This window comes from Streptomyces tyrfis (genome assembly GCF_037034285.1).
Classification (GTDB): domain Bacteria; phylum Actinomycetota; class Actinomycetes; order Streptomycetales; family Streptomycetaceae; genus Streptomyces.
The window spans coordinates 50,735-75,486 of sequence record NZ_JBAGJZ010000005.1; the positions used below are offsets into that span (position 1 = coordinate 50,735).

The 24,752-nt window shown below is 73.0% G+C and carries 16 protein-coding genes; 13 read left to right on the forward strand and 3 right to left on the reverse strand.

What is annotated here, in order from left to right; all coding sequences use genetic code 11:
- Positions 1–34: 34 nt before the first annotated feature.
- The 5 genes from WA762_RS35640 (at position 35) to hflX (ending at position 7,331) form a co-directional block, all read left to right on the forward strand.
- A complete protein-coding gene (locus WA762_RS35640) occupies positions 35–616 on the forward strand; it encodes a hypothetical protein (protein ID WP_443080523.1) in 582 nt (193 codons plus the stop codon).
- An 84-nt stretch (positions 617–700) separates the two neighbouring features.
- Positions 701–1,573, forward strand: a complete 873-nt coding sequence (gene dapF, locus WA762_RS05525; protein ID WP_335933378.1) for a diaminopimelate epimerase — start codon at positions 701–703, stop codon at positions 1,571–1,573.
- A gap of 258 nt (positions 1,574–1,831) precedes the next feature.
- On the forward strand, positions 1,832–3,955 hold the full coding sequence (locus tag WA762_RS05530) for a RelA/SpoT family protein (protein WP_335933380.1): 2,124 nt from the start codon (positions 1,832–1,834) through the stop codon (positions 3,953–3,955).
- A 166-nt stretch (positions 3,956–4,121) separates the two neighbouring features.
- Positions 4,122–5,576, forward strand: coding sequence for a M1 family metallopeptidase (locus tag WA762_RS05535; RefSeq protein WP_335933382.1), 1,455 nt, complete (start codon positions 4,122–4,124; stop codon positions 5,574–5,576).
- A 234-nt stretch (positions 5,577–5,810) separates the two neighbouring features.
- Positions 5,811–7,331 (forward strand): GTPase HflX, encoded by a 1,521-nt coding sequence (gene hflX, locus WA762_RS05540; protein WP_335933384.1) that lies wholly within the window; start codon positions 5,811–5,813, stop codon positions 7,329–7,331.
- A 126-nt stretch (positions 7,332–7,457) separates the two neighbouring features.
- Here the strand turns inward: hflX and WA762_RS05545 are convergent, their stop codons facing one another.
- Positions 7,458–8,678 (reverse strand): trypsin-like serine peptidase, encoded by a 1,221-nt coding sequence (locus WA762_RS05545; RefSeq protein WP_335933386.1) that lies wholly within the window; start codon positions 8,676–8,678, stop codon positions 7,458–7,460.
- Between the two features lie 378 nt (positions 8,679–9,056).
- On the opposite strand from WA762_RS05545, the gene WA762_RS05550 reads away from it, so the two are divergent.
- From WA762_RS05550 to WA762_RS05570, 5 genes are read left to right on the forward strand one after another with little or no spacing between them, the layout of a single operon-like run.
- Complete coding sequence (locus WA762_RS05550; RefSeq protein WP_335933388.1) at positions 9,057–10,436, forward strand: diaminobutyrate--2-oxoglutarate transaminase family protein; 1,380 nt, start codon at positions 9,057–9,059, stop codon at positions 10,434–10,436.
- Positions 10,437–10,464: 28 nt separating this feature from the next.
- Complete coding sequence (locus WA762_RS05555) at positions 10,465–12,378, forward strand: IucA/IucC family protein (RefSeq protein ID WP_335933389.1); 1,914 nt, start codon at positions 10,465–10,467, stop codon at positions 12,376–12,378.
- 43 nt (positions 12,379–12,421) lie between these two features.
- Positions 12,422–13,366 carry a GNAT family N-acetyltransferase gene (locus WA762_RS05560; protein ID WP_335933391.1) on the forward strand — a complete coding sequence of 315 codons (945 nt, stop codon included), beginning with the start codon at positions 12,422–12,424 and terminating at the stop codon, positions 13,364–13,366.
- 60 nt (positions 13,367–13,426) lie between these two features.
- Positions 13,427–15,409, forward strand: coding sequence for an IucA/IucC family protein (locus WA762_RS05565; protein WP_335933392.1), 1,983 nt, complete (start codon positions 13,427–13,429; stop codon positions 15,407–15,409).
- 38 nt (positions 15,410–15,447) lie between these two features.
- A complete protein-coding gene (locus WA762_RS05570; protein WP_335933393.1) occupies positions 15,448–17,418 on the forward strand; it encodes an ATP-dependent DNA helicase in 1,971 nt (656 codons plus the stop codon).
- Between the two features lie 99 nt (positions 17,419–17,517).
- Here WA762_RS05570 and lexA read toward each other — a convergent pair whose 3' ends face one another.
- Positions 17,518–18,312, reverse strand: coding sequence for a transcriptional repressor LexA (lexA, locus tag WA762_RS05575; protein ID WP_335933395.1), 795 nt, complete (start codon positions 18,310–18,312; stop codon positions 17,518–17,520).
- Positions 18,313–19,073: 761 nt separating this feature from the next.
- On the opposite strand from lexA, the gene nrdR reads away from it, so the two are divergent.
- The 3 genes from nrdR to WA762_RS05590 all read left to right on the forward strand — a co-directional run bounded on the left by nrdR (position 19,074) and on the right by WA762_RS05590 (position 23,719).
- Positions 19,074–19,586 carry a transcriptional regulator NrdR gene (nrdR, locus tag WA762_RS05580; protein ID WP_335933397.1) on the forward strand — a complete coding sequence of 171 codons (513 nt, stop codon included), beginning with the start codon at positions 19,074–19,076 and terminating at the stop codon, positions 19,584–19,586.
- Positions 19,587–19,753: 167 nt separating this feature from the next.
- Positions 19,754–22,651, forward strand: coding sequence for a vitamin B12-dependent ribonucleotide reductase (locus WA762_RS05585; protein WP_335933398.1), 2,898 nt, complete (start codon positions 19,754–19,756; stop codon positions 22,649–22,651).
- A gap of 297 nt (positions 22,652–22,948) precedes the next feature.
- Positions 22,949–23,719: a GNAT family N-acetyltransferase gene (locus tag WA762_RS05590; RefSeq protein ID WP_335933400.1), complete on the forward strand. Its 771-nt coding sequence runs from the start codon at positions 22,949–22,951 to the stop codon at positions 23,717–23,719.
- A gap of 214 nt (positions 23,720–23,933) precedes the next feature.
- Here WA762_RS05590 and WA762_RS05595 read toward each other — a convergent pair whose 3' ends face one another.
- The gene (locus WA762_RS05595) at positions 23,934–24,470 is read right to left on the reverse strand and encodes a TerD family protein (RefSeq protein ID WP_335933402.1); all 537 of its coding nucleotides are present in this window, start codon (positions 24,468–24,470) and stop codon (positions 23,934–23,936) included.
- Positions 24,471–24,752 lie beyond the last annotated feature (282 nt).

Here is a 24,752-nt window from a genome sequence, read left to right on the forward strand (position 1 = left end):
ATCAGCGGAGTCCGAGTTGGGAGGGCGCGTGGCGATGGAGGCCGGCCCTCGCGACACGGAAGACGACGCACCGGGCAGGCGGCGCGCGACGGCGCACGAGCCGGTCCACGGGGCGGCGCACGACGCGGTTCCCGGCGCGCCGCACGAGGCCGCGCGCGAGTCCGTTCCCGACGCGGCGCACGAACTCCCGCACCAGGCGGTTCACGGGACCGCGCACGAGTCGGAGCACGAGCCGGACCGGCTGAGCCCCGACGGACCGGACGAACTCGACGTGCCCCCCGAGGTCGAGGTCGAACTGCGCCCCGCCAGGCGGCTGCGCATCTGGCAGCTCGCGCCGATCGTGGTGCTCGCCGCCATGGGCTCGCTGATGTTCGCCTTCCCGCTGGCCTTCGAGTTCGGCGACGGCGGCGCGGTCGTGGCCATGCTCGGCCTGCTGATCAGCTGCTGCGCCGCGGGCTGGGGCATGATGGCCGCCCGCCGCGTCGGCCACACCTGGCCCGGACTGCCGCCGAGGGGCAGCGGGGAGCGGCCCGACTGGCGCGTGATCGCCCTGTACGTCGTCCTGTGCCTGGTGCTGGTCGTCCTGGCCGTCGGACGGGTGGCCCGGCTGCGCTGACCCGCCCGCCCCGTCGCCGCCCCGTGCGGCGGTCCTCGAGGACCGGCTTCGGCGGCTGTCGGCGCCGCCTCGTACAGTTGGCCCGTGAGCACTGCGCAGATCGCCTTCCTCAAGGGCCACGGCACCGAGAACGACTTCGTGATCGTCCCCGACCCGGACGACGCCCTGGACCTGCCCGCCGCCGTCGTCGCCCGGCTGTGCGACCGCCGCGCCGGCATCGGCGGGGACGGGCTGCTGCACGTCGTGCGCTCCGCCGCCCACCCCGAGGCGCGCGCCATGGCGGACGAGGCGGAGTGGTTCATGGACTACCGCAACGCCGACGGCTCGATCGCCGAGATGTGCGGCAACGGCGTGCGCGTCTTCGCCCGCTACCTCCAGCGCGCCGGACACGCCGGGAAGGGCGATCTCGCCGTCGCCACCCGGGGCGGGGTGAAGAGGGTGCGCGTCGCCGGGGACGGCGACATCACCGTCGCCATGGGCCGCGCGACCCTGCCGGAGGCGGGCGTCACGGTCACCCTGGGCGGCCGCAGCTGGCCCGCCCGCAACGTCGACATGGGCAACCCGCACGCCGTCGTCTTCGTCGACGACCTGGCACACGCCGGCGACCTGCTCTCCGCGCCCCCGTACAGCCCCGCGGCCGTCTACCCCGACGGCGTCAACGTCGAGTTCGTCGTCGACCGGGGGCCGCGCCATGTGGCCATGCGCGTCCATGAGCGGGGCTCGGGCGAGACCCGCTCCTGCGGCACGGGCGCCTGCGCCGTCGCCGTCGCCGCGGCCCGCAGGGACGGCGCCGACCCGGCGAGGACCGGCACGCCGGTCACGTCCACGGTCGACCTGCCCGGCGGCGCCCTCGTCATCACCGAGCACCCGGACGGCGAGATCGAGATGACCGGCCCCGCCGTGATCGTCGCCGAGGGCGTCATCGACCCGGCCTGGCTCGCGGCCCGGCCCGCGTAGCCCCGGGGCGCGGGCCGCGGGCCCGCGCGATCCGCTCCGGACCCGCCGCCGCTCCGGCCGGGAGACCGGGCGCCGCCTCCGGGCCGTGTCCGGCATGACCGAAACGGCGGGTTCCGCGGCTTCGCTCGAATGGGTGATCCGTTTCACGCTGGGCAAGAGCGGGACTCCGCCACGTGGTGGGCTCGATAGCATCAAGCACCGGCCCGGAGGCGCGACCGCGCCATCCTCCGCCGGTCGACGTCGCCGGAGGTGCCCCCCATGAGCGCAGAGGCCGCCAACCCAGGTACACCCGTCCGCAGACGGGGCCGTCCCCTGATCGACCTCCGCAGACTCGGCCGCGTCGCCCTCCTCGGCCCCGTCCCCCGCGACCGGCTGCCGGACGCCATCAGCCATGTCGCGGAGGCGCACCGCGCCCACCATCCGGACGCCGACCTCTCCATCCTGCACCGGGCCTATCTGCTCGCCGAGTCCTCGCACCGCGGACAGATGCGCAAGAGCGGCGAGCCGTACATCACGCACCCGCTCGCCGTCACCCTGATCCTCGCCGAACTCGGCGCCGAGACCACCACGCTCACCGCCTCGCTGCTCCACGACACCGTCGAGGACACCGAGGTGACGCTCGATCAGGTGCGGGAGCAGTTCGGGAAGGAGGTCTGCTACCTCGTCGACGGCGTCACCAAGCTGGAGAAGGTCGACTACGGCGCGGCGGCCGAACCCGAGACCTTCCGCAAGATGCTGGTCGCCACCGGCGACGACGTCCGGGTGATGTCGATCAAGCTGGCCGACCGGCTGCACAACATGCGCACCCTCGGCGTGATGCGCCCGGAGAAACAGGCCAGAATCGCCAGGGTCACCCGCGACGTGCTGATCCCGCTCGCCGAACGGCTCGGCGTGCAGGCCCTCAAGACCGAGCTGGAGGACCTCGTCTTCGCGATCCTCCACCCCGAGGAGTACGAGGAGACCCGCGCGCTGATCGCCGCGGCCGGGCCCGACCCGCTCGCGCCGATCGCGGACGACGTCGCGAGGGTCCTGCGGGAGGCGGGCATCCCGGCCGACGTCCTCATCCGGCCGCGTCACCACCTCTCCGTGCACCGGGTCCGGATCAAACGCGGCGAGCTGCGCGGCACCGACTTCGGCCGCCTGCTGGTCCTCGTCGGCGAGGACGCCGACTGCTACGCCGTCCTCGGCGAACTGCACACCTGCTTCACCCCGGTGATCTCCGAGTTCAAGGACTTCATCGCCGCGCCCAAGTTCAACCTCTACCAGTCCCTGCACACCGCGGTCGTCGGCCCCGAGGGCGCGGTCGCGGAAGTCCTCATCCGCACCCACCGGATGCACAAGGTCGCCGAGGCGGGCGTCATCGCCCTCGGCAACCCCTACGCCTCGGACAACGGCCCGGGGCCCGGTCCCGGGTCCGCCGAACCCGCGGACGGGGAGCGCGCCGACCCGACCCGCCCCGGCTGGCTCTCCAGGCTCCTGCAGTGGCAGCGGTCGGCCCCGGACCCGGACACCTTCTGGACCACCCTCCGCGCCGACCTCGCCCAGGACCGCGAGATCACGGTCTTCGGCGCCGAGGGCGGCACCCTCGGCCTGCCCGCCGGGGCCAGCTGCGTCGACGCCGCCTACGCCCAGTACGGCGACCGGGCGCACAACTGCATCGGGGCCCGGGTCAACGGCCGGCTCGCCACCCTCGGCACCGTGCTGAACGACGGCGACACCGTGCAGCCGCTGCTGGCCGAGGACGCCGGATCCGGCCCCTCGCGCGCCTGGCTCGACCACGCCCGCACCCCCGCCGCCCGGATCGCCATCACCGGCTGGCTGGACGCCCACCCCGAGGCCCCGCAGGGCCCGCACGGCCGCCGGCGCGGGCCCCGGCCCGCCGCGCCCCACTCCCCGGGGGCCGCCGCGGGGACCGGCGACGAGCACGGCGCCGGGACCGCCGTGGCGGACCTGCCGGACGCCACCGTGCGCCTGGCGGGCTGCTGCACGCCCGTGCCCCCCGACGACGTCACCGGATTCGCCGTCCGCGGCGGCACCGTCACCGTGCACCGGCTGGAATGCCCCACGGCGGTCCGGATGCGGTCCGCCGGCCGGCCGCCGGTCGCCGTCAGCTGGGGCGAGACGGCCGCCTGCCGGGTCACCCTGATCGCCGAATCGTTCGGCCGCCCCCGGCTGCTCGCCGACCTCACCGAGGCGATCGCGACGGCGGGCGCGGCCGTCGTCTCCGCCACCGTCGAACCCCCCAGCGAACAGCGCGTCCGCCACACCTACACGCTGCAACTCCCCGACGCCGCCGGGCTTCCCGCCCTGATGCGCGCCATGCGCGAGGTGCCCGGGGTGTACGACGTGAGCCGCTCCCGGCACCCCGCGGCCGCCGTCTGACCCGCCCCGGGGGCCGTTCCGCGACCCGCGGCGGACCGGTGCTCCCCGGCGGACCGCGCGGTCCGCCGCCCGCCCGCGCGTGGCGCCGCCCGCCGCGGGGACCTCGTTCGAGTGGTGCGGCGCGTGCCGCGCCCGCCCGGACCGGCGTCGCTGATAGCGGTAGTTCATGCCGTTCATCTCCCGCCGCTCGCGGGCCGTCCTGCTGGCCGCCGCGTCGGCCGCCCTCGTCGCCGCCGCCCTCCCGTCGCCCGAGCCCCTCGGCATCGGGGACCGGCTCTTCCCGTACCTCGGCAACCCCGGTTACGACGTCCTCTCCTACGACATCGCCCTGACCTACCACGGCAACAACAGCAGACCGCTGGACGCCGTCACCACGATCGATGCCCGCACCACCGAACCGCTGGACCGGATCAACCTCGACTTCACCCGGGGCGCCGTCCGCGCGGTCGAAGTCAACGGCCTGCGCAGCGACTTCGCCACGGCGGGGGAGGACCTCGTCGTCAGCCCGCCCGGCCGCCTCCCGTCCGGAGTGCCCCTGCGCATCACCGTCCACCACACCAGCGACCCGAACGGCGGCCGGGACAGCGGGGGTTGGGTGCCCACTGCCGACGGACTGGTCATGGCGAACCAGGCCGACGCCGCGCACCGGGTCTTCCCCGGCAACGACCACCCCGCCGACAAGGCGTACTTCACCTTCCGGGTCACCGCGCCCAAGGGGCTCACGGTCGTCGCCAACGGCGTGCCCGTCCGCACGGTCCGGCACGGAGCCGAGACCACCTGGATCTACCGCACCGCGCACCCCATGGCCACCGAACTCGCCCAGGTCGGCATCGGCCGGTCCGCCGTGCTGCGACGCACCGGACCGCACGGGCTGCCGATGCGCGACGTGGTCCCGGCCGCCGACCGCGACCGGCTGGAGCACTGGCTCGCCAGGACGCCGGCCCACCTCGCGTGGATGGAGCGGCAGGTCGGCCGCTACCCCTTCGAGACGTACGGGCTGCTGATCGCCGACACCGAGACCGGCTTCGAGCTGGAGACCCAGACCCTCTCGCTCTTCGAGCGGTCGCTGTTCGAGCCGGGCGACTACCCCGAGTGGTACGTCGAGTCGGTCATGGTGCACGAGCTCGCCCACCAGTGGTTCGGCGACAGCGTGTCCCCCCGCACCTGGTCCGACCTGTGGCTCAACGAGGGACACGCCACCTGGTACGAGGCCCGCTACGCGGAGGAGCTCGGCGGCCGGCCGCTGGAGAGCCGGATGCGCGACGCCTACCTCAGGTCCGACGGCTGGCGCGCTGCGGGCGGCCCGCCGGCCCGCCCGGAGACCCCCGCGCCCGGACAGAAGCTCAGCCTGTTCCGGCCGGTGGTCTACGACGGCAGCGCGCTGGTCCTGTACGCGCTGCGCCAGGAGATCGGCGCGAGCGCCTTCGACCGGCTGGAGCGGAGCTGGGTGCGCGGGCACCGCGACTCCGACGCGACCACCGCGGACTTCGTCCGGCTGGCGTCACGGATCGCGGACCGCGACCTGACCGCGTTCCTCGACGGCTGGCTGTACGGCGCGAAGACCCCGCCCATGCCGGGCCACCCGGACTGGCGCAGCGCCGAACCGCCCGTGCGGCGGTGAGGCGGGCGGCCCGGTCGCACCGGCCCCGGCCGGTCCCGTCGCCCGGGACCCGCCGCGCCCGGGGCGATTGCGTCCGGCCGCGCGGGCTAAACCCGGGTGACGGGCCCGGCGCGCCGTGCCACTATCGACGAGTCGCCCCGGGGCCCCGGGCCGACGATTCACCGCACGGGGAATCATCGGCCGAGGCCACGCGTTGTGGCTGATGAACCACACTTCCATCGACGTAAGGATCCAATGACCTCCTCTTCTTCCCTTCCCCAGGACGCGCGGGACGCGCGGAGCGCTACGGAGAACGTGACCGAGAGCCTCACAGAGGGCCTCCGGGCCGACGCCCTGATGGAAGAGGACGTCGCCTGGAGCCACGAGATCGACGGAGAGCGCGACGGCGAGCAGTTCGACCGCTCCGAGCGCGCCGCCCTGCGACGGGTGGCCGGTCTCTCCACCGAGCTGGAGGACGTCACCGAGGTCGAGTACCGGCAGCTGCGCCTGGAGCGCGTGGTGCTGATCGGCGTCTGGACCTCCGGCACCGCCCGCGACGCGGAGAACTCCCTCGCGGAACTCGCCGCGCTGGCCGAGACGGCCGGCGCCCAGGTGCTCGACGCCGTCTACCAGCGCCGCGACAAGCCCGACCCGGCCACCTACATCGGCTCCGGCAAGGCGCTGGAGCTGCGCGACATCGTCCTCGAATCCGGGGCCGACACCGTCGTCTGCGACGGTGAGCTCAGCCCCGGCCAGCTGATCCACCTGGAGGACGTCGTCAAGGTCAAGGTGGTCGACCGGACCGCCCTGATCCTCGACATCTTCGCCCAGCACGCCAAGTCCCGGGAGGGCAAGGCACAGGTCTCGCTGGCGCAGATGCAGTACATGCTGCCGCGACTGCGCGGCTGGGGCCAGTCGCTCTCCCGCCAGATGGGCGGCGGCGGTTCCAGCGGCGGTGGCGGCATGGCCACCCGAGGCCCCGGTGAGACCAAGATCGAGACGGACCGGCGCCGGATCCGCGAGAAGATGGCGAAGATGCGCCGGGAGATCGCGGAGATGAAGACCGGCCGCGAGATCAAGCGCCAGGGGCGCAAGCGCAACAACGTGCCCTCGGTGGCCATCGCCGGCTACACCAACGCCGGCAAGTCCTCGCTGCTCAACCGGCTCACCGGCGCGGGCGTCCTGGTGGAGAACGCCCTGTTCGCCACCCTGGACCCGACCGTGCGCCGGGCCGAGTCCCCGGGCGGCCGGGTCTACACCCTGGCCGACACCGTCGGATTCGTACGGCATCTGCCGCACCACCTCGTCGAGGCGTTCCGTTCCACCATGGAGGAGGTCGGCGAGTCCGACCTGATCCTGCACGTGGTGGACGGCTCCCACCCGGCACCGGAGGAGCAGCTCGCGGCCGTCCGCGAGGTCATCCGCGACGTCGGCGCGGTGAACGTGCCCGAGATCGTGGTGGTCAACAAGGCGGACGCCGCGGATCCGCTGGTGCTCCAGCGACTGCTGCGCATCGAGAAGCGCGCCATCGCCGTCTCGGCGCGCACCGGAGACGGCATCGACGAGCTGCTCGCGCTCATCGACACCGAGTTGCCCAGGCCGTCGGTCGAGATCGAGGCGCTCGTGCCGTACACCCGGGGCGGTCTCGTCTCCCGGGTGCACGCCGAGGGCGAGGTCGTCTCCGAGGAGCACACCACGGAGGGCACCCTGCTCAAGGCCCGGGTCCACGAGGAACTGGCCGCCGAGCTCTCCTCGTTCGTCCCCGTGGCGCACTGACGGCGGCGGCGTCGCCCGCCCCGTTCGCGTACCGGACGAAGGCCCGCTCCCGCACCGGGAGCGGGCCTTCGCCGTGGGCCGGGCCCACGGCGGTGGGCCGGCACCGGGCCCGGTGCCGGCCGTGCGTCACCGCCCCGCGTACTTCTCGCTGACCGAGCGGTAGAGCTCCTCGGCCTCCTTGCCGAGCCGCGGCCCAGCCAGCCAGCCGGCCGTCACCGGGCCGATCGAGGTGTTCGACACCAGGGCGGGCCTGCCGTCCCGCCCGGCCGCGACCCAGCCGCCGCCGGAGGAGCCGCCGGTCATGCTGCAGCCGATGCGGTACATCGTGGGGTCCTGCGCGGTCAGCGACAGCCGGCCCGGCCGGTCCTCGCACTGGTACGCCTTCTGGCCGTCGTACGGCGGACCCGCCGGGAAGCCGGTGGCGGTCATCGACGCGATCTTCGGCACGGCCGGGGCGTCGAACTCGACGGGCAGCGCCGAACCGACCGTCTCCTCCAGGGACTTGCCCGTCGCGCCCTTCTCCGGAGTGACCCGCAGCACCGCGAAGTCGTACGGGGCGCCCTGCCCGCCGACCGAGGACCCCTGCGCGATCCACTGGTCGGACGTCTGTGCCCACTGCCCCCACCACACGCCGTACGGGGCCAGCTGCTCCCTGCTCGCCTTCTTCAACGCGGCCGTCGGCAGGCCCTCGTCGTTGTACGACGGCACGAAGGCGATGTTGCGGTACCAGCCGCCCTTCCTGCCCGCGTGCACGCAATGCCCCGCCGTCCACACCAGGTTGGACTTCCCGGGGTGCGCCGGGTCCTTGACCACGGTCGCGGAGCACACCATGGAGCCCTCGGGACCGTCGAAGAAGAGCTTCCCCGACTCGGCCGCGCTGTCGTGGTACGGCGTCCGCACGGCGGTGGCCCGGACCGGCGCGGGCGTCGGGTCCGTCACCCCGATGTCGCCGGATATGTCGTTCTCCACCGGCCGCTCCGGCGCCTTGTCGGCGTCCCGCATCCGGTCCGGGTCCCAGAGATCCTCGATGATCGGGTTGACGAAGTCCTTGGCCTCGCGCAACCACTTGTCACGGTCCCAGTTCTTCCACTCGCCGTTCCTCCACCGGTCGAGGTCGATCCCGTGGGCCTTGAGCCGGTCCTTCAGGTCGTCCGGAACGGTGATCCTGCCGTCCGTCGCCTGGCCGGCCGCCCGGGCCGGCTTGTCGCCCGCGCCGTCCTCCTCCGGCCCGCAGGCGGTGGCGGTGAGCGCGAGGACCGCGGCGACCGCGGACGCGGCGAGCGCCGAGGAGCGCCTGCGCCGCCCTCCGCCGGGACGTGCGGCGAGAGCCGGTCGACTGAGTCGCATGTGGTGATCCCCCTGGGACTTCGTAACTCAACACTTCGGTACTGCACTTCGGTGGCGCGCCGATGCGCCGTGCCTCCGCGTCGCACGCCGGCGCCGCCGCCCGTCGTCGGCGCGAACACCTGACCGGCGTCCGGGGAACCGGGCGAGCGTCGTGTGCGGCCCCCCACTATGCCGGTGCCGGTGGTGACGGCGTGAGGCAGGGCCGCGGTTCCGCCTCCGCAAGGATCTTCGGATATACCCGTGATCCGCCGCCCCCGGCGTCGTTGGTACACGCGAGGGACTTCGAGGGCGGCGTTCACCCCCGTGGTCCGTCCGCGTGCCGGCGCACCGAAGCGCGACCGTGACAGGGCACAACCGTGAGCGGGAGGACCGACAACCGTGGCCGTGACCGAACCAGCTCCGGTGGCAGCACCGGCGGCGCACGAGGGCATCCTGCGCCGTCAGTCGATGCGCGAGTCCGCCGCCCGCACCTACGCGCGTTCGCTGCCGATCGTCCCGGTGCGGGCCCGGGGAATGACCATCGAGGGCGCGGACGGGCGGCGGTATCTCGACTGCCTCTCGGGAGCGGGCACCCTGGCGCTGGGCCACAACCACCCGGTGGTGCTGGAGGCCATCACGAAGGTGCTCGACTCGGGCGCCCCGCTGCACGTCCTCGACCTCGCCACCCCGGTCAAGGACGCCTTCACCACGGAGCTCTTCGCCACCCTGCCGCCGCGGTTCGCCGACGACGCCCGGATCCAGTTCTGCGGACCCGCGGGCACGGACGCCGTCGAGGCGGCCTTCAAGCTGGTCCGCGCCGCCACCGGTCGCGACGGGATCCTCGCCTTCACGGGCGCCTACCACGGAATGACCGCGGGCGCCCTGGCCGCCTCGGGCGGCGCCGAGGACGTACGGGTCACGCGCCTGCCGTTCCCCCGCGACTACCGCTGCCCCTTCGGCGTCGGCGGCGGACGCGGCGCGGAGCTCGCCGCCCGGTGGACGGAGAACCTCCTGGACGACCCCAAGGGCGGCGTCCCGGCCCCCGCCGGGATGATCCTGGAACCGGTGCAGGGGGAGGGCGGTGTGATCCCGGCCCCCGACGACTGGATGCGCCGCATGCGGGAGATCACCCGTGCCCGGTCCGTGCCGCTGATCGCCGACGAGGTGCAGACCGGCGTCGGCCGCACCGGGGCCTTCTGGGCCGTCGAGCACAGCGGGATCGTCCCCGACGTGATGGTGCTCTCCAAGGCCATCGGGGGCTCCCTCCCGCTCGCCGTGATCGTCTACCGCTCCGGTCTCGACACCTGGCAGCCCGGCGCCCACGCCGGCACCTTCCGGGGCAACCAGCTCGCGATGGCCGCCGGCACCGCCACCCTCGCCTTCGTCCGGGAGAACGACCTCGCCGCACGCGCCGCGACGCTCGGGGCCCGGATGCTCGCCCGCCTCCAGGGACTCGCGGCGGACCACCCGTGCGTGGGGGACGTGCGCGGCCGGGGACTGATGATCGGGGTGGAGCTCGTCGACCCCGAGGCGTCCGCGCCGGACGGCAGTCCCGAACCACCGCCCGCCCCCGCCCTCGCCGCCGCCGTCCAGCAGGAATGCCTGCGCCGCGGCCTCATCGTCGAACTCGGCGGACGGCACTCCACCGTCGTACGCCTCCTCCCGCCCCTCACACTCACCGACGAACAGGCGACAGCGGTCGTGGACCGCCTCGCCGACGCCCTGGCAGCCGCCGAGCGTCTGCCGCATCGCCGGAACGCGGCCGGGCCGATCCTCTGACCCGGCCACCCTCACAAGGAAGACCGCAGTGAACCCCACCCCCCCGCCCCGGGCCGACGGCCCTCCCCCCCTGCCGCAGCGCTCGGAGACCCGACACACCGGGAACCTCGTCGCCGAGCGCACCGTGCCGCGCCAGAAGGCCGCACCCCACGGCGAGCGGTACGCCCCGCCGCCCCGGATCCCCCTCGCGCCCCCCGGCGGCCGCTCCGACCGTCCCGACCACCCGGACCATCTGGATCACCCCGACCCGCTGCGCGCCGCCGACGCGGCGGGCGTCGAGAACCTGCTCCGCTGCTGGGTCCGGGAGAACGACCTGCCCCGCCCCGGGACGGACGTCCTGCGCATCCCGCTCCCCGCCAGCGGAACGGCGCTGCTCGTCCCGGTCGCCCACTGGTCCCTGACGGGCTGGCACCGCTTCGGACCGCCCGCCCTGGAGGGCGCGCCCGCCGGGGCGCCGACCGCCGACGCCGTCACCGTCGCCGCCCTGCTGGGTCGTGAGGCCGGCCGTGACGAAGGCGCCGACCTGGTGGCCCGGGTGGCCGACTCGGTCCGGCGCACCGCGGACTTCGTCGCCGAACGGCGCCGCGCCCCCCAGGCCCCGGCCGAGGCCGACCCCTTCCTCGCGGCCGAGCAGTCACTGCTCCTCGGCCACCCGCTGCACCCCACCCCCAAGAGCCGCGAGGGGCTCTCCGACGCCGAGGTCCGCCGCTACTCGCCCGAGCTGCACGGCTCCTTCCCGCTGCACTGGATGGCCGTCGACCGGTCCGTGCTCGCCACCGACTCCGCCTGGACCGAGCGGGGCCGCCCCGTGCCCGCCGCCGAACTGCTCGCCGCCCAGGCCGGGGAGCTGCGGATCCCCGACGGCACCGCGCCGCTCCCGCTCCACCCCTGGCAGGCCCGCGACCTCGCGCACCGCCCGGCGGCCCGCGCCCTGTTCGACGCCGGACTCCTCCACGACCTCGGACCGCACGGCGGGCCCTGGCACCCCACCTCCTCCGTCCGCACCGTGCACCGCCCCGGCGCCCCGGTCATGCTCAAGCTCTCCCTCGGCCTGCGCATCACCAACTCCCGCCGGGAGAACCTCCGCAAGGAGCTCCACCGAGGAGTCGAGGTGCACCGCCTGCTCCGCAGCGGACTCGCCACCCAGTGGCACGCGGCCCACCCGGGCTTCGACATCGTCCGCGACCCGGCCTGGCTCGCCGTCGACGGCCCGGACGGCGCGCCCGTCACCGGTCTCGACGTGGTGCTGCGGCACAACCCGTTCGGCCCGCAGGACGACGCGGTCTGCGTCGCCGCCCTCACCGCGCCGCGGCCGTGGCCGGGACGGGCGGGCACGCACTCGCGCCTCGCCGCCGTCGTCCACTCCCTGTCCGCCGCCACCGGGCGGGCCGTCGGCGCCGTGGCCACCGAATGGTTCCTGCGCTACCTGGACCGGGTCGTGCTCCCCGTGCTCTGGCTCGACGCCCACGCGGGCGTGGCCCTCGAAGCACACCAGCAGAACACCCTGGTGATGCTCGACCGCCACGGCTGGCCCGTCGGCGGCCGGTACCGCGACAACCAGGGCTACTACTTCCGCGAGTCGCACCGCCCCGCACTGGAACGGCGGCTCCCCGGCATCGGATCGGCCAGCGACACCTTCGTCTCCGACAAGGTCACCGACGAACGCTTCGCCTACTACCTCGGCATCAACAACGTGTTCGGGCTGATCGGGGCCTTCGGCGCCCAGGGCCTCGCCGACGAGCGGGTCCTCGTGGCCGCGTTCCGCCGGTTCCTCGATTCCGCGACCGCGCTCGGCTCCCCGCTGCCCGCCCATCTGCTGGACCACAGCCACCTGCGGTGCAAGGGCAACCTGCTGACCCGGCTGCACGGTCTCGACGAACTCGTCGGCCCCGTCGACACCCAGTCCGTCTACGTGACCATCGCCAACCCGCTGCACGGCTGAGGATCACGCCCACCGCCCGAACCACCGAGAGGAGAGCGACACCATGGCTCCCGCCGACGCGCCCACCGGCGCCGGTACCGGCCCAGCCGCACCGACCGACACGAGCGCCGAGGACACCCTGGATCTGCCGCTCTCCGAGGAATTCCTCGGCCTGTTCGGGCACGGCGCGGAGGGCACGCCGACCGTCCCGGCGCGCCCCGACGCGGCGGACGCGCCCTCCGCTCCCTCCGCGCCGGGCGGGTCGGGCGCGCCGGTGTCCGCCGCGCCGACGGTGCCACCGGCGTCACCGGCACCGCTCGTGTCACCGGCGTCACCGGTGGTATCCGTGCCGTCCGCGTCGCCGTCGCCGGGCGGCGGCGGGGGCGCGGACCCGGCGCCGGAGACCGCCCGGAAGGCCACGAGCAGGGCGGCCCGGTCCGAACTGCTCGACCAGCCGGAGGGCTGGGGTCCCGTCACCACTCCGGCCGGGGTGTTCCAGCTCGTCCCCGTACGGCTGGATCGCGACCTCGCCCTCGTCAGCCGCTGGATGAACGACCCCGCGGTCGCCGCGTTCTGGGAACTCTCCGGCCCTGAAACGGTCACCGCCGATCATCTCCGGCCCCAACTGGACGGCGACGGACGCAGCGTCCCCTGCCTCGGCGTGCTGGCCGGCGTCCCGATGAGCTACTGGGAGCTCTATCGAGCCGATCTCGATCCACTGGCCCGCCACTATCCCGCGCGTCCGCACGACACCGGAATCCACCTGCTCATCGGCGGTGTCGACAACCGCGGACGCGGCGTGGGCACCACCCTGCTCCGGGCCGTCTCCGACCTGGTCCTCGACCACCGCCCGCTCTGCGGACGCGTCGTCGCCGAGCCCGACCTGCGCAACACACCGTCCGTGTCCGCCTTCCTGAGCGCCGGCTTCCGCTTCTCCGCGGAGGTCGAGCTCCCCGACAAACGAGCCGCCCTGATGGTCCGCGACCGAATCCACCGGGCCCAGCTGTGAACGAATCGCTGTGGTCCCCACTCCGCCCGAAACCCATCGGTGTCACCCCGAGGAGCCTTTGTGCCGACATATCCCGCGAGCGATGACGCAGCCGAATCCGCCTCGTCGCTCAGCACGCCAGGACTGAACCGGACGGCGTGGGACACAGCCGCCGCCCGACTGCTCGCGAAGATGCTCGGCCAGTTCGCCTACGAGGAAGTCGTCCAGCCGGTCCGCCGCCCCGGCGGCGAGGGGTACACCCTCGCGCTCGACGACGGCGGAACACTGGCCTTCAGGGCCCGGCGGGGGGTGTACGACGGCTGGACGGTCGTCCCCGACTCGATCACGGAACTGCGGGGAGACACCGGGAGCGCCGACGCCGACGGCCCGACCCGGAACGAGGGCCCGGCCCGGCGCCGCCGTCCGTCCCAGGGCGACGGCCCGGCCCGTGGTGACGGCCCGGACGCCGTCCCGCCCCGGGACCGGAGCACGGGCGCGGACGCCGACGCCCACGCCGTCCCGTTCCGCGACCCCTTGCGCTTCCTCGCCCGCGCCCGGCACCTCCTCGGCATCGACGGCGCCACCCTCGGCCACCTGATCCGCGAGATCACCACCACCCTCGCCGCCGACGCCCGGCTCGACCACACCGCGCTCCCCGCCGCCCGGCTCGCCGAACTCGACTACGCCGACCTCGAAGGCCACCAGACCGGCCACCCCTGGCTCGTCGCCAACAAGGGCCGCCTCGGCTTCTCCGCCGCCGACGCCTCCCGTTACACGCCCGAGGCCCGCACCCCGGTCCGCCTGCCGTGGATCGCGGTCTCCACCCGGATCGCGGCCTACCGGGGCGTCACCGGTCTCGCCGCCCCCGAGCGGCTTTACGGCCGGGAGCTCGACCCGGCCGTCCGCGCGTCCTTCGACGCCGCGCTCCGGGCCCGGGACCTCGACCCCGGCCAGTACCTCTTCCTCCCCGTGCACCCCTGGCAGTGGGACGAATGGATCGTTCCGCTCTTCGCCCCGGCCATCGCCGCAGGCGATGTCGTGCTTCTGCACGACGACCCCGACCTGCGGCTTCCGCAGCAGTCCATCCGGACCTTCACCAATGTGAGCCGCCCCGAGCGGCACACCGTCAAGCTGCCGCTGTCCATCCTCAACACCCTGGTCTGGCGCGGGCTGCCCACGGAACGCACCCTCGCCGCCCCCGCCGTCACCGCCTGGATCCAGGGGCTGTGCGCGCAGGACCCCTTCCTGCGCGACGGCTGCCGGGTCGTCCTCCTCGGCGAGGTCGCCTCCGTCACCGTCGAGCACCCGCTCTACGACCACCTGCCGGAGTCGCCGTACCAGTACAAGGAGATCCTCGGCGCGATCTGGCGCGAGCCCCTCCAGCCCCGGCTCGATCCCGGCGAACGGGCCCGGACCCTCGCCTCGCTGCTCCACACCGACCTGCACGGGCGCGCCTTCACCGCCGAACTCGTCGCCCGTTCCGGACTCGCCCCCACCGCCTGGCTGACCCGGCTCTTCGCCGCCCTGCTGCCCCCGCTGCTGCACTTCCTCTACCGCTACGGCACGGTCTTCTCCCCGCACGGCGAGAACGCCATCGTGGTCTTCGACGACCGGGACGTGCCGGTACGCCTGGCGATCAAGGACTTCGTCGACGACGTGAACATCAGCGCCCAGCCGCTGCCGGAAAACGCGTCCATGCCGCAGGACGTCCGCCGCATCCTGCTCACCGAGGACCCCTCCTTCCTTCCCCAGTTCATCCACGCCGGGCTGTTCATCGGCGTCTTCCGCTTCCTCTCCCCGCTGTGCGAGGAGCAACTAGGAGTCTCCGAGGATGATTTCTGGTCACTCGTGCGGGCCGAAATCCGGCGCTACCACGCCCGCTTCCCCGAGCTCAAGGAGCGGTTCGAGATCTTCGACATGCTGACGCCGCGCATCGACCGCCTCTGTCTCAACCGCAACCGCCTGCACGTGGACGGCTACCGGGACCGCCCGGGACGCCCGCACGTGACCGTCCACGGGACCGTTCCCAACCCGCTCCACCCCGTCGACCACGACCGGGAGTGATCGCCGTTGTCAGTGGTGCCCCGTAGGGTGGACGGGCTATGACGAAGCCATCCCTCCCCGAGCTCCTCCACGCCGCCGTGACCGCCGTCGGCGGTTCGGAACGGCCCGGCCAGGCCGCCATGGCCGAGGCCGTCGCCGAGGCCGTCGACGACAACTCGCATCTGCTCGTCCAGGCCGGCACCGGCACCGGCAAGTCCCTCGGCTACCTGGTGCCCGCACTGGCACACGGGGAGCGCGTCGTGGTGGCCACCGCGACCCTGGCGCTCCAGCGCCAGCTCGTGGAACGCGACCTTCCGCGCACGGTCGACGCCCTCCACCCGCTGCTGCGCAGACGCCCCCAGTTCGCCATGCTCAAGGGCCGGTCGAACTATCTGTGCCTGCACCGGCTCCACGAAGGGGTGCCGCAGGACGAGGAGGAGGGCCTGTTCGACCAGTTCGAGGCCGCGGCGCCGTCGAGCAAGCTCGGCCAGGACCTGCTGAGGCTGCGCGACTGGTCGGACGAGACGGAGAGCGGCGACCGCGACGACCTCACCCCGGGCGTCTCCGACCGCGCCTGGGCACAGGTCTCCGTCTCCTCCCGGGAGTGCCTGGGCGCCACCAAGTGCGCCTACGGGGCCGAGTGCTTCGCGGAGCAGGCCCGTGAGCGGGCCAAGCTCGCCGACGTCGTCGTCACCAACCACGCCCTCCTCGCCATCGACGCCATCGAGGGCGCCCCGGTGCTTCCGCAGCACGAGGTGCTGATCGTCGACGAGGCCCACGAACTGGTCTCCCGGGTCACCGGAGTGGCCACCGGCGAGCTCACGCCCGGCCAGGTCAACCGCGCGGTGCGCCGCGCGGCCAAGCTGGTGAACGAGAAGGCGGCCGACGCCCTCCAGACCGCATCGGAGGGCTTCGAGCGGGTCATGGAGCTGGCGCTCCCGGGCCGCCTGGAGGAGATCCCCGAGGACCTGAACTACGCGCTGCTGGCCCTGCGTGACGCCGCGCGCACGGTGATCTCGGCCATCGGCGCCACCCGTGACAAGTCCGTCCAGGACGAGGACGCCGTCCGCAAGCAGGCGCTCGCCTCGGTGGAGACGATCCACGGCGTCGCCGAGCGGATCACCCAGGCCTCCGAGTACGACGTGGTCTGGTACGAACGCCACGACCGCTTCGGCGCCTCGCTGCGCGTCGCGCCGCTCTCCGTCTCCGGACTGCTGCGCGAGAAGCTCTTCACGGACCGCTCCGTGGTGCTCGCCTCGGCCACCCTCAAGCTCGGCGGGGACTTCAACGGGGTGGGCGCCTCACTCGGACTGGCCCCCGAGGGCACCGAGGGCGACGACCTCCCGCAGTGGAAGGGGCTCGACGTCGGGTCGCCGTTCGACTACCCGAAGCAGGGCATCCTGTATGTCGCCCGGCACCTGAACACCCCCGGCCGGGAGGCGTCCCGCACCGACATGCTGGACGAGCTCGCCGACCTCGTCGAGGCCGCGGGCGGGCGCACGCTCGGGCTGTTCTCGTCGATGCGGGCGGCCCAGGCGGCCGCGGAGGAGCTGCGCGGCCGGCTCGACAAGCCGATCCTGCTCCAGGGCGAGGAAACCCTCGGCGAGCTGATCAAGAACTTCGCCGCCGACCCCGGGACCTGTCTCTTCGGCACGCTGTCGCTCTGGCAGGGCGTCGACGTGCCCGGCCCCAGCTGCCAGCTGGTGGTCATGGACCGGATTCCGTTCCCCCGGCCCGACGACCCCCTGATGAGCGCACGCCAGAAGGCGGTGGAGGAGGCCGGCGGCAACGGGTTCATGGCCGTCGCGGCCACGCACGCGGCGCTGCTGATGGCGCAGGGCGCCGGCCGGCTCGTACGGGCCACGGGCGACAAGGGCGTGGTCGCCGTCCTCGACCCCCGGCTGGCCAACGCCCGGTACGGCAGCTATCTGCGGGCCTCGTTGCCCGACTTCTGGTACACCACCGACCGCAACCAGGTGCGCCGCTCGCTCGCGGCGATCGACGCGGTGGCCAAGGCCGACGGGCGATAGCCCTCACGGAGCCCTGTGAACGCGGAGCGGCATGAAGAAGGGCCCCGGGAGCCGTTGGGTCGGTCCGGGGCCCTGATGCCGGGGCGCGCGTGCGAGGGGTCAGACCCGTCGCAGAACGGCCACCACCTTGCCGAGAATGGTCGCCTCGTCGCCGGGGATGGGCTGGTACGCGGCGTTGTGGGGGAGGAGCCAGACATGACCGTCCTCCCGCTTGAAGCGCTTGACCGTGGCCTCGCCGTCCAGCATGGCGGCCACGATGTCGCCGTTCTCCGCGACGGGCTGACGGCGCACGGTGACCCAGTCGCCGTCGCAGATCGCCGCCTCGACCATCGAGTCGCCGACGACCTTGAGGACGAACAGCTCGCCGTCGCCGACGAGCTGGCGGGGGAGCGGGAAGACGTCCTCGACCGACTCCTCGGCGAGAATCGGGCCACCGGCCGCGATCCGGCCGACGAGCGGCACATAGGAGGCGGCGGGCTTGCCGGTGGTGTCGGCGGGCTGGGTGCTGGGCTGGTCGGAGCCGCGGACCTCGTACGCGCGGGGGCGGTGGGGGTCGCGGCGGAGGAACCCCTTGCGCTCCAGGGCCATCAGCTGGTGGGCCACGGAGGACGTGCTGGAGAGCCCCACCGCCTGGCCGATCTCCCGCATGGACGGCGGGTAGCCCCGCCGCTGCACGGAATCCCGGATCACCTCGATCACCCGGCGCTGCCGGTCCGTGAGCCCCGAGCTGTCGGCCCGGATGCCTGGGGGGCGACCGGGCAACGAGCGCGCTGGGCGCATGGGCTCGGGCCCCTCCGCGTTCGTGAGGTGGTCATTCATGGCGCGCACCGGCTCCAGTCGACTCTGGGAGCGGTCCTGGGCGGTGATGGTGGCACTGTCTGCGGTGGTGGTCACGTCGGCCCCTCTCGAATGGTCTCCCTGGCTGGACAACGGTAGTAGCTTTCGAAAGGTTGCGCCAAACACACGTTCGAGTGAAAAACGAATAAAAGCCTGTTGCGGGTTCGTCGCCGGGTGTATGCGCGAGTGGGTGCGAGCCGGTGCCGCACGGCGGTGACCAGCGGTTCCGGCCGTGGCGCGGGCCCGGGTGGCCGCTCGCGCCCCGTTCGGAGCGTGGCCGGCGGCGCCTGCCCGGCCCCGCCCCTCTCCGTCGCCATGGCGACCGTCTCCGGCGGCCGTGAGGGGGCGGGGGAGGCGGCCGCGCCACGCCCGGGCCGTCCGGGCGTGGCATCCGGCGGCCGGGGCGGCGGGGGGCTCGTGCGGCGTCGGCGAGTCGCCCGCCGCCCCGCTCCCCGATTGATTGCGGTAGCCTCCGCGACACGGTGAGGCCCACGACCGCGGGGGCGCCGCGCGGGGCCCCGCCGGCCCGTCGCGCGCGCCCCGGAGGCGGGCCCCGCGAGCCCGGCGGTCCGGTCGTTCCCGTACCCTCGTGCACGGCCGCTCCGCCTGCCCGCCGGCTGTCCGCGACACGCGACACGCTAGGGCCAAATGCGCGACCAAACCCAAGATCTAGTGGTTGGATTGTTTCGGCCACCCAGAAGTTGTGGTCCCCGGTCAGCCGGGGGTGTGGCCATCGCCTATGCTTGTGACTGCTTCGAGGGGCCCCGGCGGGGTCCGACGAGGCTGTTCAGTCGTGCTGTGAAGGAGGGTTCGGAGCCATGCACTGCCCCTTCTGCAGGCACCCCGACAGCCGGGTCGTCGACAGCCGCACCACCGACGACGGCACGTCGATCCGCCGCCGTCGCCAGTGCCCCGACTGCTCCCGCCGTTTCACGACGGTGGAGACCTGCTCGCTGATGGTGGTCAAGCGCAGCGGCGTGACGGAACCCTTCAGCCGGACCAAGGTCATCTCGGGCGTGCGCAAGGCGTGCCAGGGACGGCCGGTCACCGAGGACGCCCTCGCCAAGCTCGGCCAGCGGGTCGAGGAGGCGGTGCGCGCCACCGGCAGCGCCGAGCTGACCACCCATGACGTGGGTCTGGCGATTCTCGGCCCCCTGCAGGAACTCGACCTCGTCGCGTACCTGCGTTTCGCGTCCGTGTACCGGGCGTTCGACACACTCGAAGACTTCGAGGCCGCGATCGCGGAACTCCGCGAGCAGCGGCCTCCCGCGGAGGAGCGCGGGACCGGCGCGGCCCTGGCGGCCCCCGTTTCCGCCGTCGCCGCCGACTGAGCGGCGGCCGACCGGTCCTGCGGCCGGCCCCGCGGTCCGGTCGCGCGACAGACGGCTTCATGAACCCGCCCCGGGCGTCCTTCGTGGCGCGCGGGGCAGCAGAGACAGACTGTGCCCGGGAAGTTCTGGGCACTTCAGGGCGTTTTTGCCCACATATGGGAGGCGGCATGACAGAGACGGCGAGCGGCCCGGCACGAGGTTCCCGAGCCAAGGGTTCCAAGGCGAGCAAGGGGCTGCGTATCGAGCGCGTCCACACCACCCCCGGCGTGCATCCGTACGACGAGGTGGTCTGGGAGCGCCGTGACGTCGTCATGACCAACTGGCGCGACGGTTCGATCAACTTCGAGCAGCGCGGCGTCGAGTTCCCCGACTTCTGGTCGGTGAACGCGGTCAACATCGTCACCAGCAAGTACTTCCGCGGGGCCGTCGGCACCCCGCAGCGCGAGACCGGTCTGAAGCAGCTCATCGACCGGATCGTCAAGACGTACCGCAAGGCCGGCGAGGACCACGGTTACTTCGCCTCTCCCGCGGACGCCGAGATCTTCGAGCACGAGCTGGCGTACGCCCTCCTGCACCAGATCTTCAGCTTCAACTCGCCGGTGTGGTTCAACGTCGGCACGCCCCAGCCGCAGCAGGTCTCCGCCTGCTTCATCCTGTCCGTCGACGACTCCATGGAGTCGATCCTCGACTGGTACAAGGAAGAGGGCATGATCTTCAAGGGCGGTTCCGGCGCCGGCCTGAACCTCTCCCGCATCCGCTCCTCCAAGGAACTGCTCTCCTCCGGCGGCAACGCCTCCGGCCCGGTCTCCTTCATGCGCGGAGCCGACGCCTCCGCCGGCACGATCAAGTCCGGCGGCGCCACCCGGCGCGCGGCCAAGATGGTCATCCTCGACGTCGACCACCCCGACATCGAGGGCTTCATCGAGACCAAGGTGAAGGAGGAGGAGAAGATCCGCGCCCTGCGCGACGCGGGCTTCGACATGGACCTGGGCGGCGACGACATCACGTCCGTCCAGTACCAGAACGCCAACAACTCGGTCCGGGTGAACGACGAGTTCATGAAGGCCGTCGAGTCCGGCGGCAAGTTCGGGCTGCGCGCCCGGATGACCGGCGAGGTCATCGAAGAGGTCGACGCCAAGGCCCTCTTCCGCAAGATGGCCGAGGCGGCCTGGGCCTGCGCCGACCCGGGCATCCAGTACGACGACACGATCAATCACTGGCACACGTGCCCGGAGTCCGGCCGGATCAACGGCTCGAACCCGTGCAGCGAGTACATGCACCTGGACAACACCTCGTGCAACCTGGCGTCGCTGAACCTCATGAAGTTCCTCAAGGACGACGGCAAGGGCAACCAGTCCTTCGACGTCGAGCGCTTCTCGAAGGTCGTCGAGCTGGTCATCACCGCGATGGACATCTCCATCTGCTTCGCCGACTTCCCGACCCAGAAGATCGGCGAGAACACCCGCGCCTTCCGCCAGCTCGGCATCGGCTACGCCAACCTCGGCGCCCTGCTGATGGCGACCGGCCACGCCTACGACAGCGAGGGCGGCCGTGCCCTCGCCGGCGCCATCACCTCGCTGATGACCGGCACCTCGTACAGGCGCTCCGCCGAACTCGCCGCCGTGGTCGGCCCGTACGACGGCTACGCCCGCAACGCCGAGCCGCACCAGCGCGTGATGAAGCAGCACGCCGACGCGAACGCCGCCGCCGTCCACATGGACGACCTGGACAACCCGATCTGGGCCGCCGCGACGGAGGCCTGGCAGGACGTGATCCGCCTCGGCGCGAAGAACGGTTTCCGCAACGCGCAGGCGTCGGTCATCGCGCCCACCGGCACCATCGGTCTGGCGATGTCCTGCGACACCACCGGTCTGGAGCCCGACCTCGCCCTGGTCAAGTTCAAGAAGCTGGTCGGCGGCGGCTCGATGCAGATCGTCAACGGCACCGTCCCGCAGGCCCTGCGCCGCCTGGGCTACCAGGAGGAGCAGATCGAGGCGATCGTCGCCCACATCGCCGAGCACGGCAACGTGGTCGACGCCCCCGGCCTGAAGACCGAGCACTACGAGGTCTTCGACTGCGCCATGGGCGAGCGCGCCATCTCCCCGATGGGCCACGTCCGCATGATGGCCGCGATCCAGCCGTGGATCTCCGGCGCCCTGTCCAAGACGGTCAACATGCCGGAGTCGGCGACCGTCGAGGAGGTCGAGGAGATCTACTTCGAGGCGTGGAAGATGGGCGTCAAGGCGCTCGCCATCTACCGCGACAACTGCAAGGTCGGCCAGCCCCTCTCCGCGAAGACCAAGGAGAAGGAGAAGTCCGCGACGGACGCGGTCACGGCCAAGGCCGAGGAGACCATCCGCAGCGCGGTCGAGAAGGTCGTGGAGTACCGTCCGGTCCGCAAGCGCCTCCCCAAGGGCCGCCCGGGCATCACCACCTCCTTCACGGTCGGCGGCGCCGAGGGCTACATGACCGCCAACTCCTACCCGGACGACGGTCTCGGCGAGGTCTTCCTGAAGATGTCCAAGCAGGGCTCCACGCTCGCGGGCATGATGGACGCCTTCTCCATCGCGGTCTCGGTCGGTCTGCAGTACGGCGTCCCGCTGGAGACGTACGTCTCGAAGTTCACCAACATGCGCTTCGAGCCGGCGGGCATGACGGACGACCCGGACGTGCGGATGGCGCAGTCGATCGTCGACTACATCTTCCGCCGTCTCGCGCTGGACTTCCTGCCCTTCGAGACCCGCTCGGCGCTGGGCATCCACTCGGCCGAGGAGCGTCAGCGCCACCTCGACACCGGCTCGTACGAGCCCTCGGACGACGAGATCGACGTCGAGAGCCTGGCCCAGTCCGCCCCGGTGCAGACGGAGCCGCTGAAGGCGGTCGCCGCCCCGCAGGAGACGGAGCGGCCGGCCCCGAAGACGGCGCACACCTCGGCGGAACTCGTCGAGATGCAGCTGGGCATCAGCGCGGACGCGCCGCTCTGCTTCTCCTGCGGGACGAAGATGCAGCGCGCCGGTTCCTGCTACATCTGCGAGGGCTGCGGCTCGACCAGCGGCTGCAGCTGAGGCGACGGGCGGCATCGCGTCCGACGCGGCCTTGAGCATCCGCCGCCGAGGGCGCTGATCCGCGCGAGGGGCTGATCCGTTCGAGAGGGCGCCGACCACCGGTCGGCGCCCTCTTCGGCGATACGGATTCCGACGGCACGGATGAGGTCCCGAGGTCGCAGGGGCGCGTTCGCCGCGCGACGCCGGGCCGCCCGCCTCGCGTGGCACGTGCCGTCGCCCGGCCGCGAGGCGGATTGCGAACGGGGACCACGGGGGCCGCCGGGGACCACTGGACGGCCCTTATTTTAGGCTCCCCACATGCCTTCAGAGCTTCAGCGGATCAGGGCCTTCCTCTCCGCCTTCGCCCGCCGCCAGGCCGCGCACACCGTCCCCGTACCCGGCGGGTTCGCCGTATACGACGACGCCTTCACCCATTCCCGAGGGAACAACCAGGTCGTCATCGACGCGTCCACGGACGCGTCCGTCGACGCCGAGGCGCTGCCCGCCCTCGCGGAGGAGGCACTGGGCCATCTGCCGCATCGACTGATCTCCGTCCTCGACGACGAGGTCGGAAGGGCGTGTGCGGAGCCGCTGGTCCGGTCCGGGTACACCCACTCCACGTATCTGATCATGCTGCACGCAGGCCCGGCCCCGGCCGGCGGACCGGCGGAGGAGGTGGGCCTCGAAGCGATACGCGCTCCACTGGCGCAGTGGTGGCGGGCACGCCTTCCGGACGCCGGCAGCGAGGTCGTACGCCACCTCGTCGACCGGCGCGAGGCACGCCGTCGCGGGGCCGACGACGTCCGGATCATCGGCGCCCGTACGGAGCAAGGGGAAGTCGCCGCCTGGGCCGACCTCTATCTGGACCCGGCATCCGGGACGGCCCAGATCGAGGACCTGATCACCGGGGAGCCGCACCGCAGGCGCGGTTACGCCGACGCCGTGCTCGCCGCCGCCCTGCGCCTGGCCGTCGACGGCGGCTGCGGTACGCGCTTCCTGACCGCCGACGCGGCGGACTGGCCGCGTCACTGGTACGAGCGCCGCGGCTTCTCGGTGATCGGCCATCAGCACTGCTTCGAACGAGGCTGACGACATGACGGCGCGTCAATTTGCGTCTGCGCCCGCAGGGTTCTGCGAGGCCGCTCGGCAATGAGGTCGAGGGTCCGGTCGGCCTCGACGCCCCTCCCGGGCTTCCGGGCTCCCGGGCCGTCCCTCGGGCCGGTACGGGCAGTGCCCGGAGGGGGCGGGTCCTGGAACGCGTCGGGGCCCCACGGGCTTCGGCCGAGAACGACCGGCGGGCGTGTCACGCTCCGGTGGGGCGGCTACCCATCGCCGTGGTGAACGACGCGGGGTCCCCGTCGAAGCCCCTGACGGCGCCGTGGAACCTCCAGACTCCGGAGGCGTCGCGGACGAACTCCGCGACGGTCGCGGCGGTGGCGTCGCCCACCGAGGAGAGGTCGTCCTCCGAGAGGTTGGTGTAGCCCTCCCGGACCCGCACGCCCGTGTTCGGGATGTCGTCGAACGTCTTGCGGCCGTCCCGCTGCTGGATCACCACTCCGACGACCACCCGCGCGTACGCGGTCGACAGCCGGCTCAGCTCCAGGGTCATCACCTCGTCGAAGCCGAAGCCCTGGCCGGTCCTGCTGTCGCGGTCGAGGTTGATGGTGCCGTCCGGCGAGCGGCTGTCGAAGTGCACGAGATACGCGGGGCTGCCGTAGGGGGAGTCGGCGGTGTAGGTGCCCGCGATGATGTCGAGGTCGTGATCCGGAGCGCCGGGGGGACTGGGATCCCATTTGAGTCCGACCTCGACCTTCTCGATGTCCTTGTTGGGCGTGCTCATCGGACTTCCCTCCTTGGTTCGCCGCCGGGCCGTTCATGCCTCGATGCCCGTTCATACCCCGATCATGTCGGCAACCGACCACGGAACCAACAGGGTTGGGCGAGGCCGACGGAATCGGGCCACGCGGCCGGCGGGCGCGAAGGAGGGCGTGACGGTCGAGGAGGCGGCGCACTCGCCGAGGGGGGCGGGGCGGCGATCGGCGTTCCGTTTGTCGCCGACGCCGGCCGCCAACGTGGGGCGCGGCCGGGGGAGATGGGACGCGACCGCTTCCTCGCGGTGAGG

Bases quoted from the DNA above. Each gene is read 5' to 3' on its own strand.
- WA762_RS35640 (WP_443080523.1), top strand. From the start codon at position 35: ATGGAGGCCGGCCCTCGCGACACGGAAGACGACGCACCGGGCAGGCGG.
- WA762_RS05530 (WP_335933380.1), top strand. From the start codon at position 1,832: ATGAGCGCAGAGGCCGCCAACCCAGGTACACCCGTCCGCAGACGGGGC.
- WA762_RS05535 (WP_335933382.1), top strand. From the start codon at position 4,122: ATGCCGTTCATCTCCCGCCGCTCGCGGGCCGTCCTGCTGGCCGCCGCG.
- hflX (WP_335933384.1), top strand. From the start codon at position 5,811: ATGACCTCCTCTTCTTCCCTTCCCCAGGACGCGCGGGACGCGCGGAGC.
- WA762_RS05545 (WP_335933386.1), bottom strand. From the start codon at position 8,678: ATGCGACTCAGTCGACCGGCTCTCGCCGCACGTCCCGGCGGAGGGCGG.
- WA762_RS05560 (WP_335933391.1), top strand. From the start codon at position 12,422: ATGGCTCCCGCCGACGCGCCCACCGGCGCCGGTACCGGCCCAGCCGCA.
- WA762_RS05570 (WP_335933393.1), top strand. From the start codon at position 15,448: ATGACGAAGCCATCCCTCCCCGAGCTCCTCCACGCCGCCGTGACCGCC.
- nrdR (WP_335933397.1), top strand. From the start codon at position 19,074: ATGCACTGCCCCTTCTGCAGGCACCCCGACAGCCGGGTCGTCGACAGC.
- WA762_RS05585 (WP_335933398.1), top strand. From the start codon at position 19,754: ATGACAGAGACGGCGAGCGGCCCGGCACGAGGTTCCCGAGCCAAGGGT.
- WA762_RS05590 (WP_335933400.1), top strand. From the start codon at position 22,949: ATGCCTTCAGAGCTTCAGCGGATCAGGGCCTTCCTCTCCGCCTTCGCC.
- WA762_RS05595 (WP_335933402.1), bottom strand. From the start codon at position 24,470: ATGAGCACGCCCAACAAGGACATCGAGAAGGTCGAGGTCGGACTCAAA.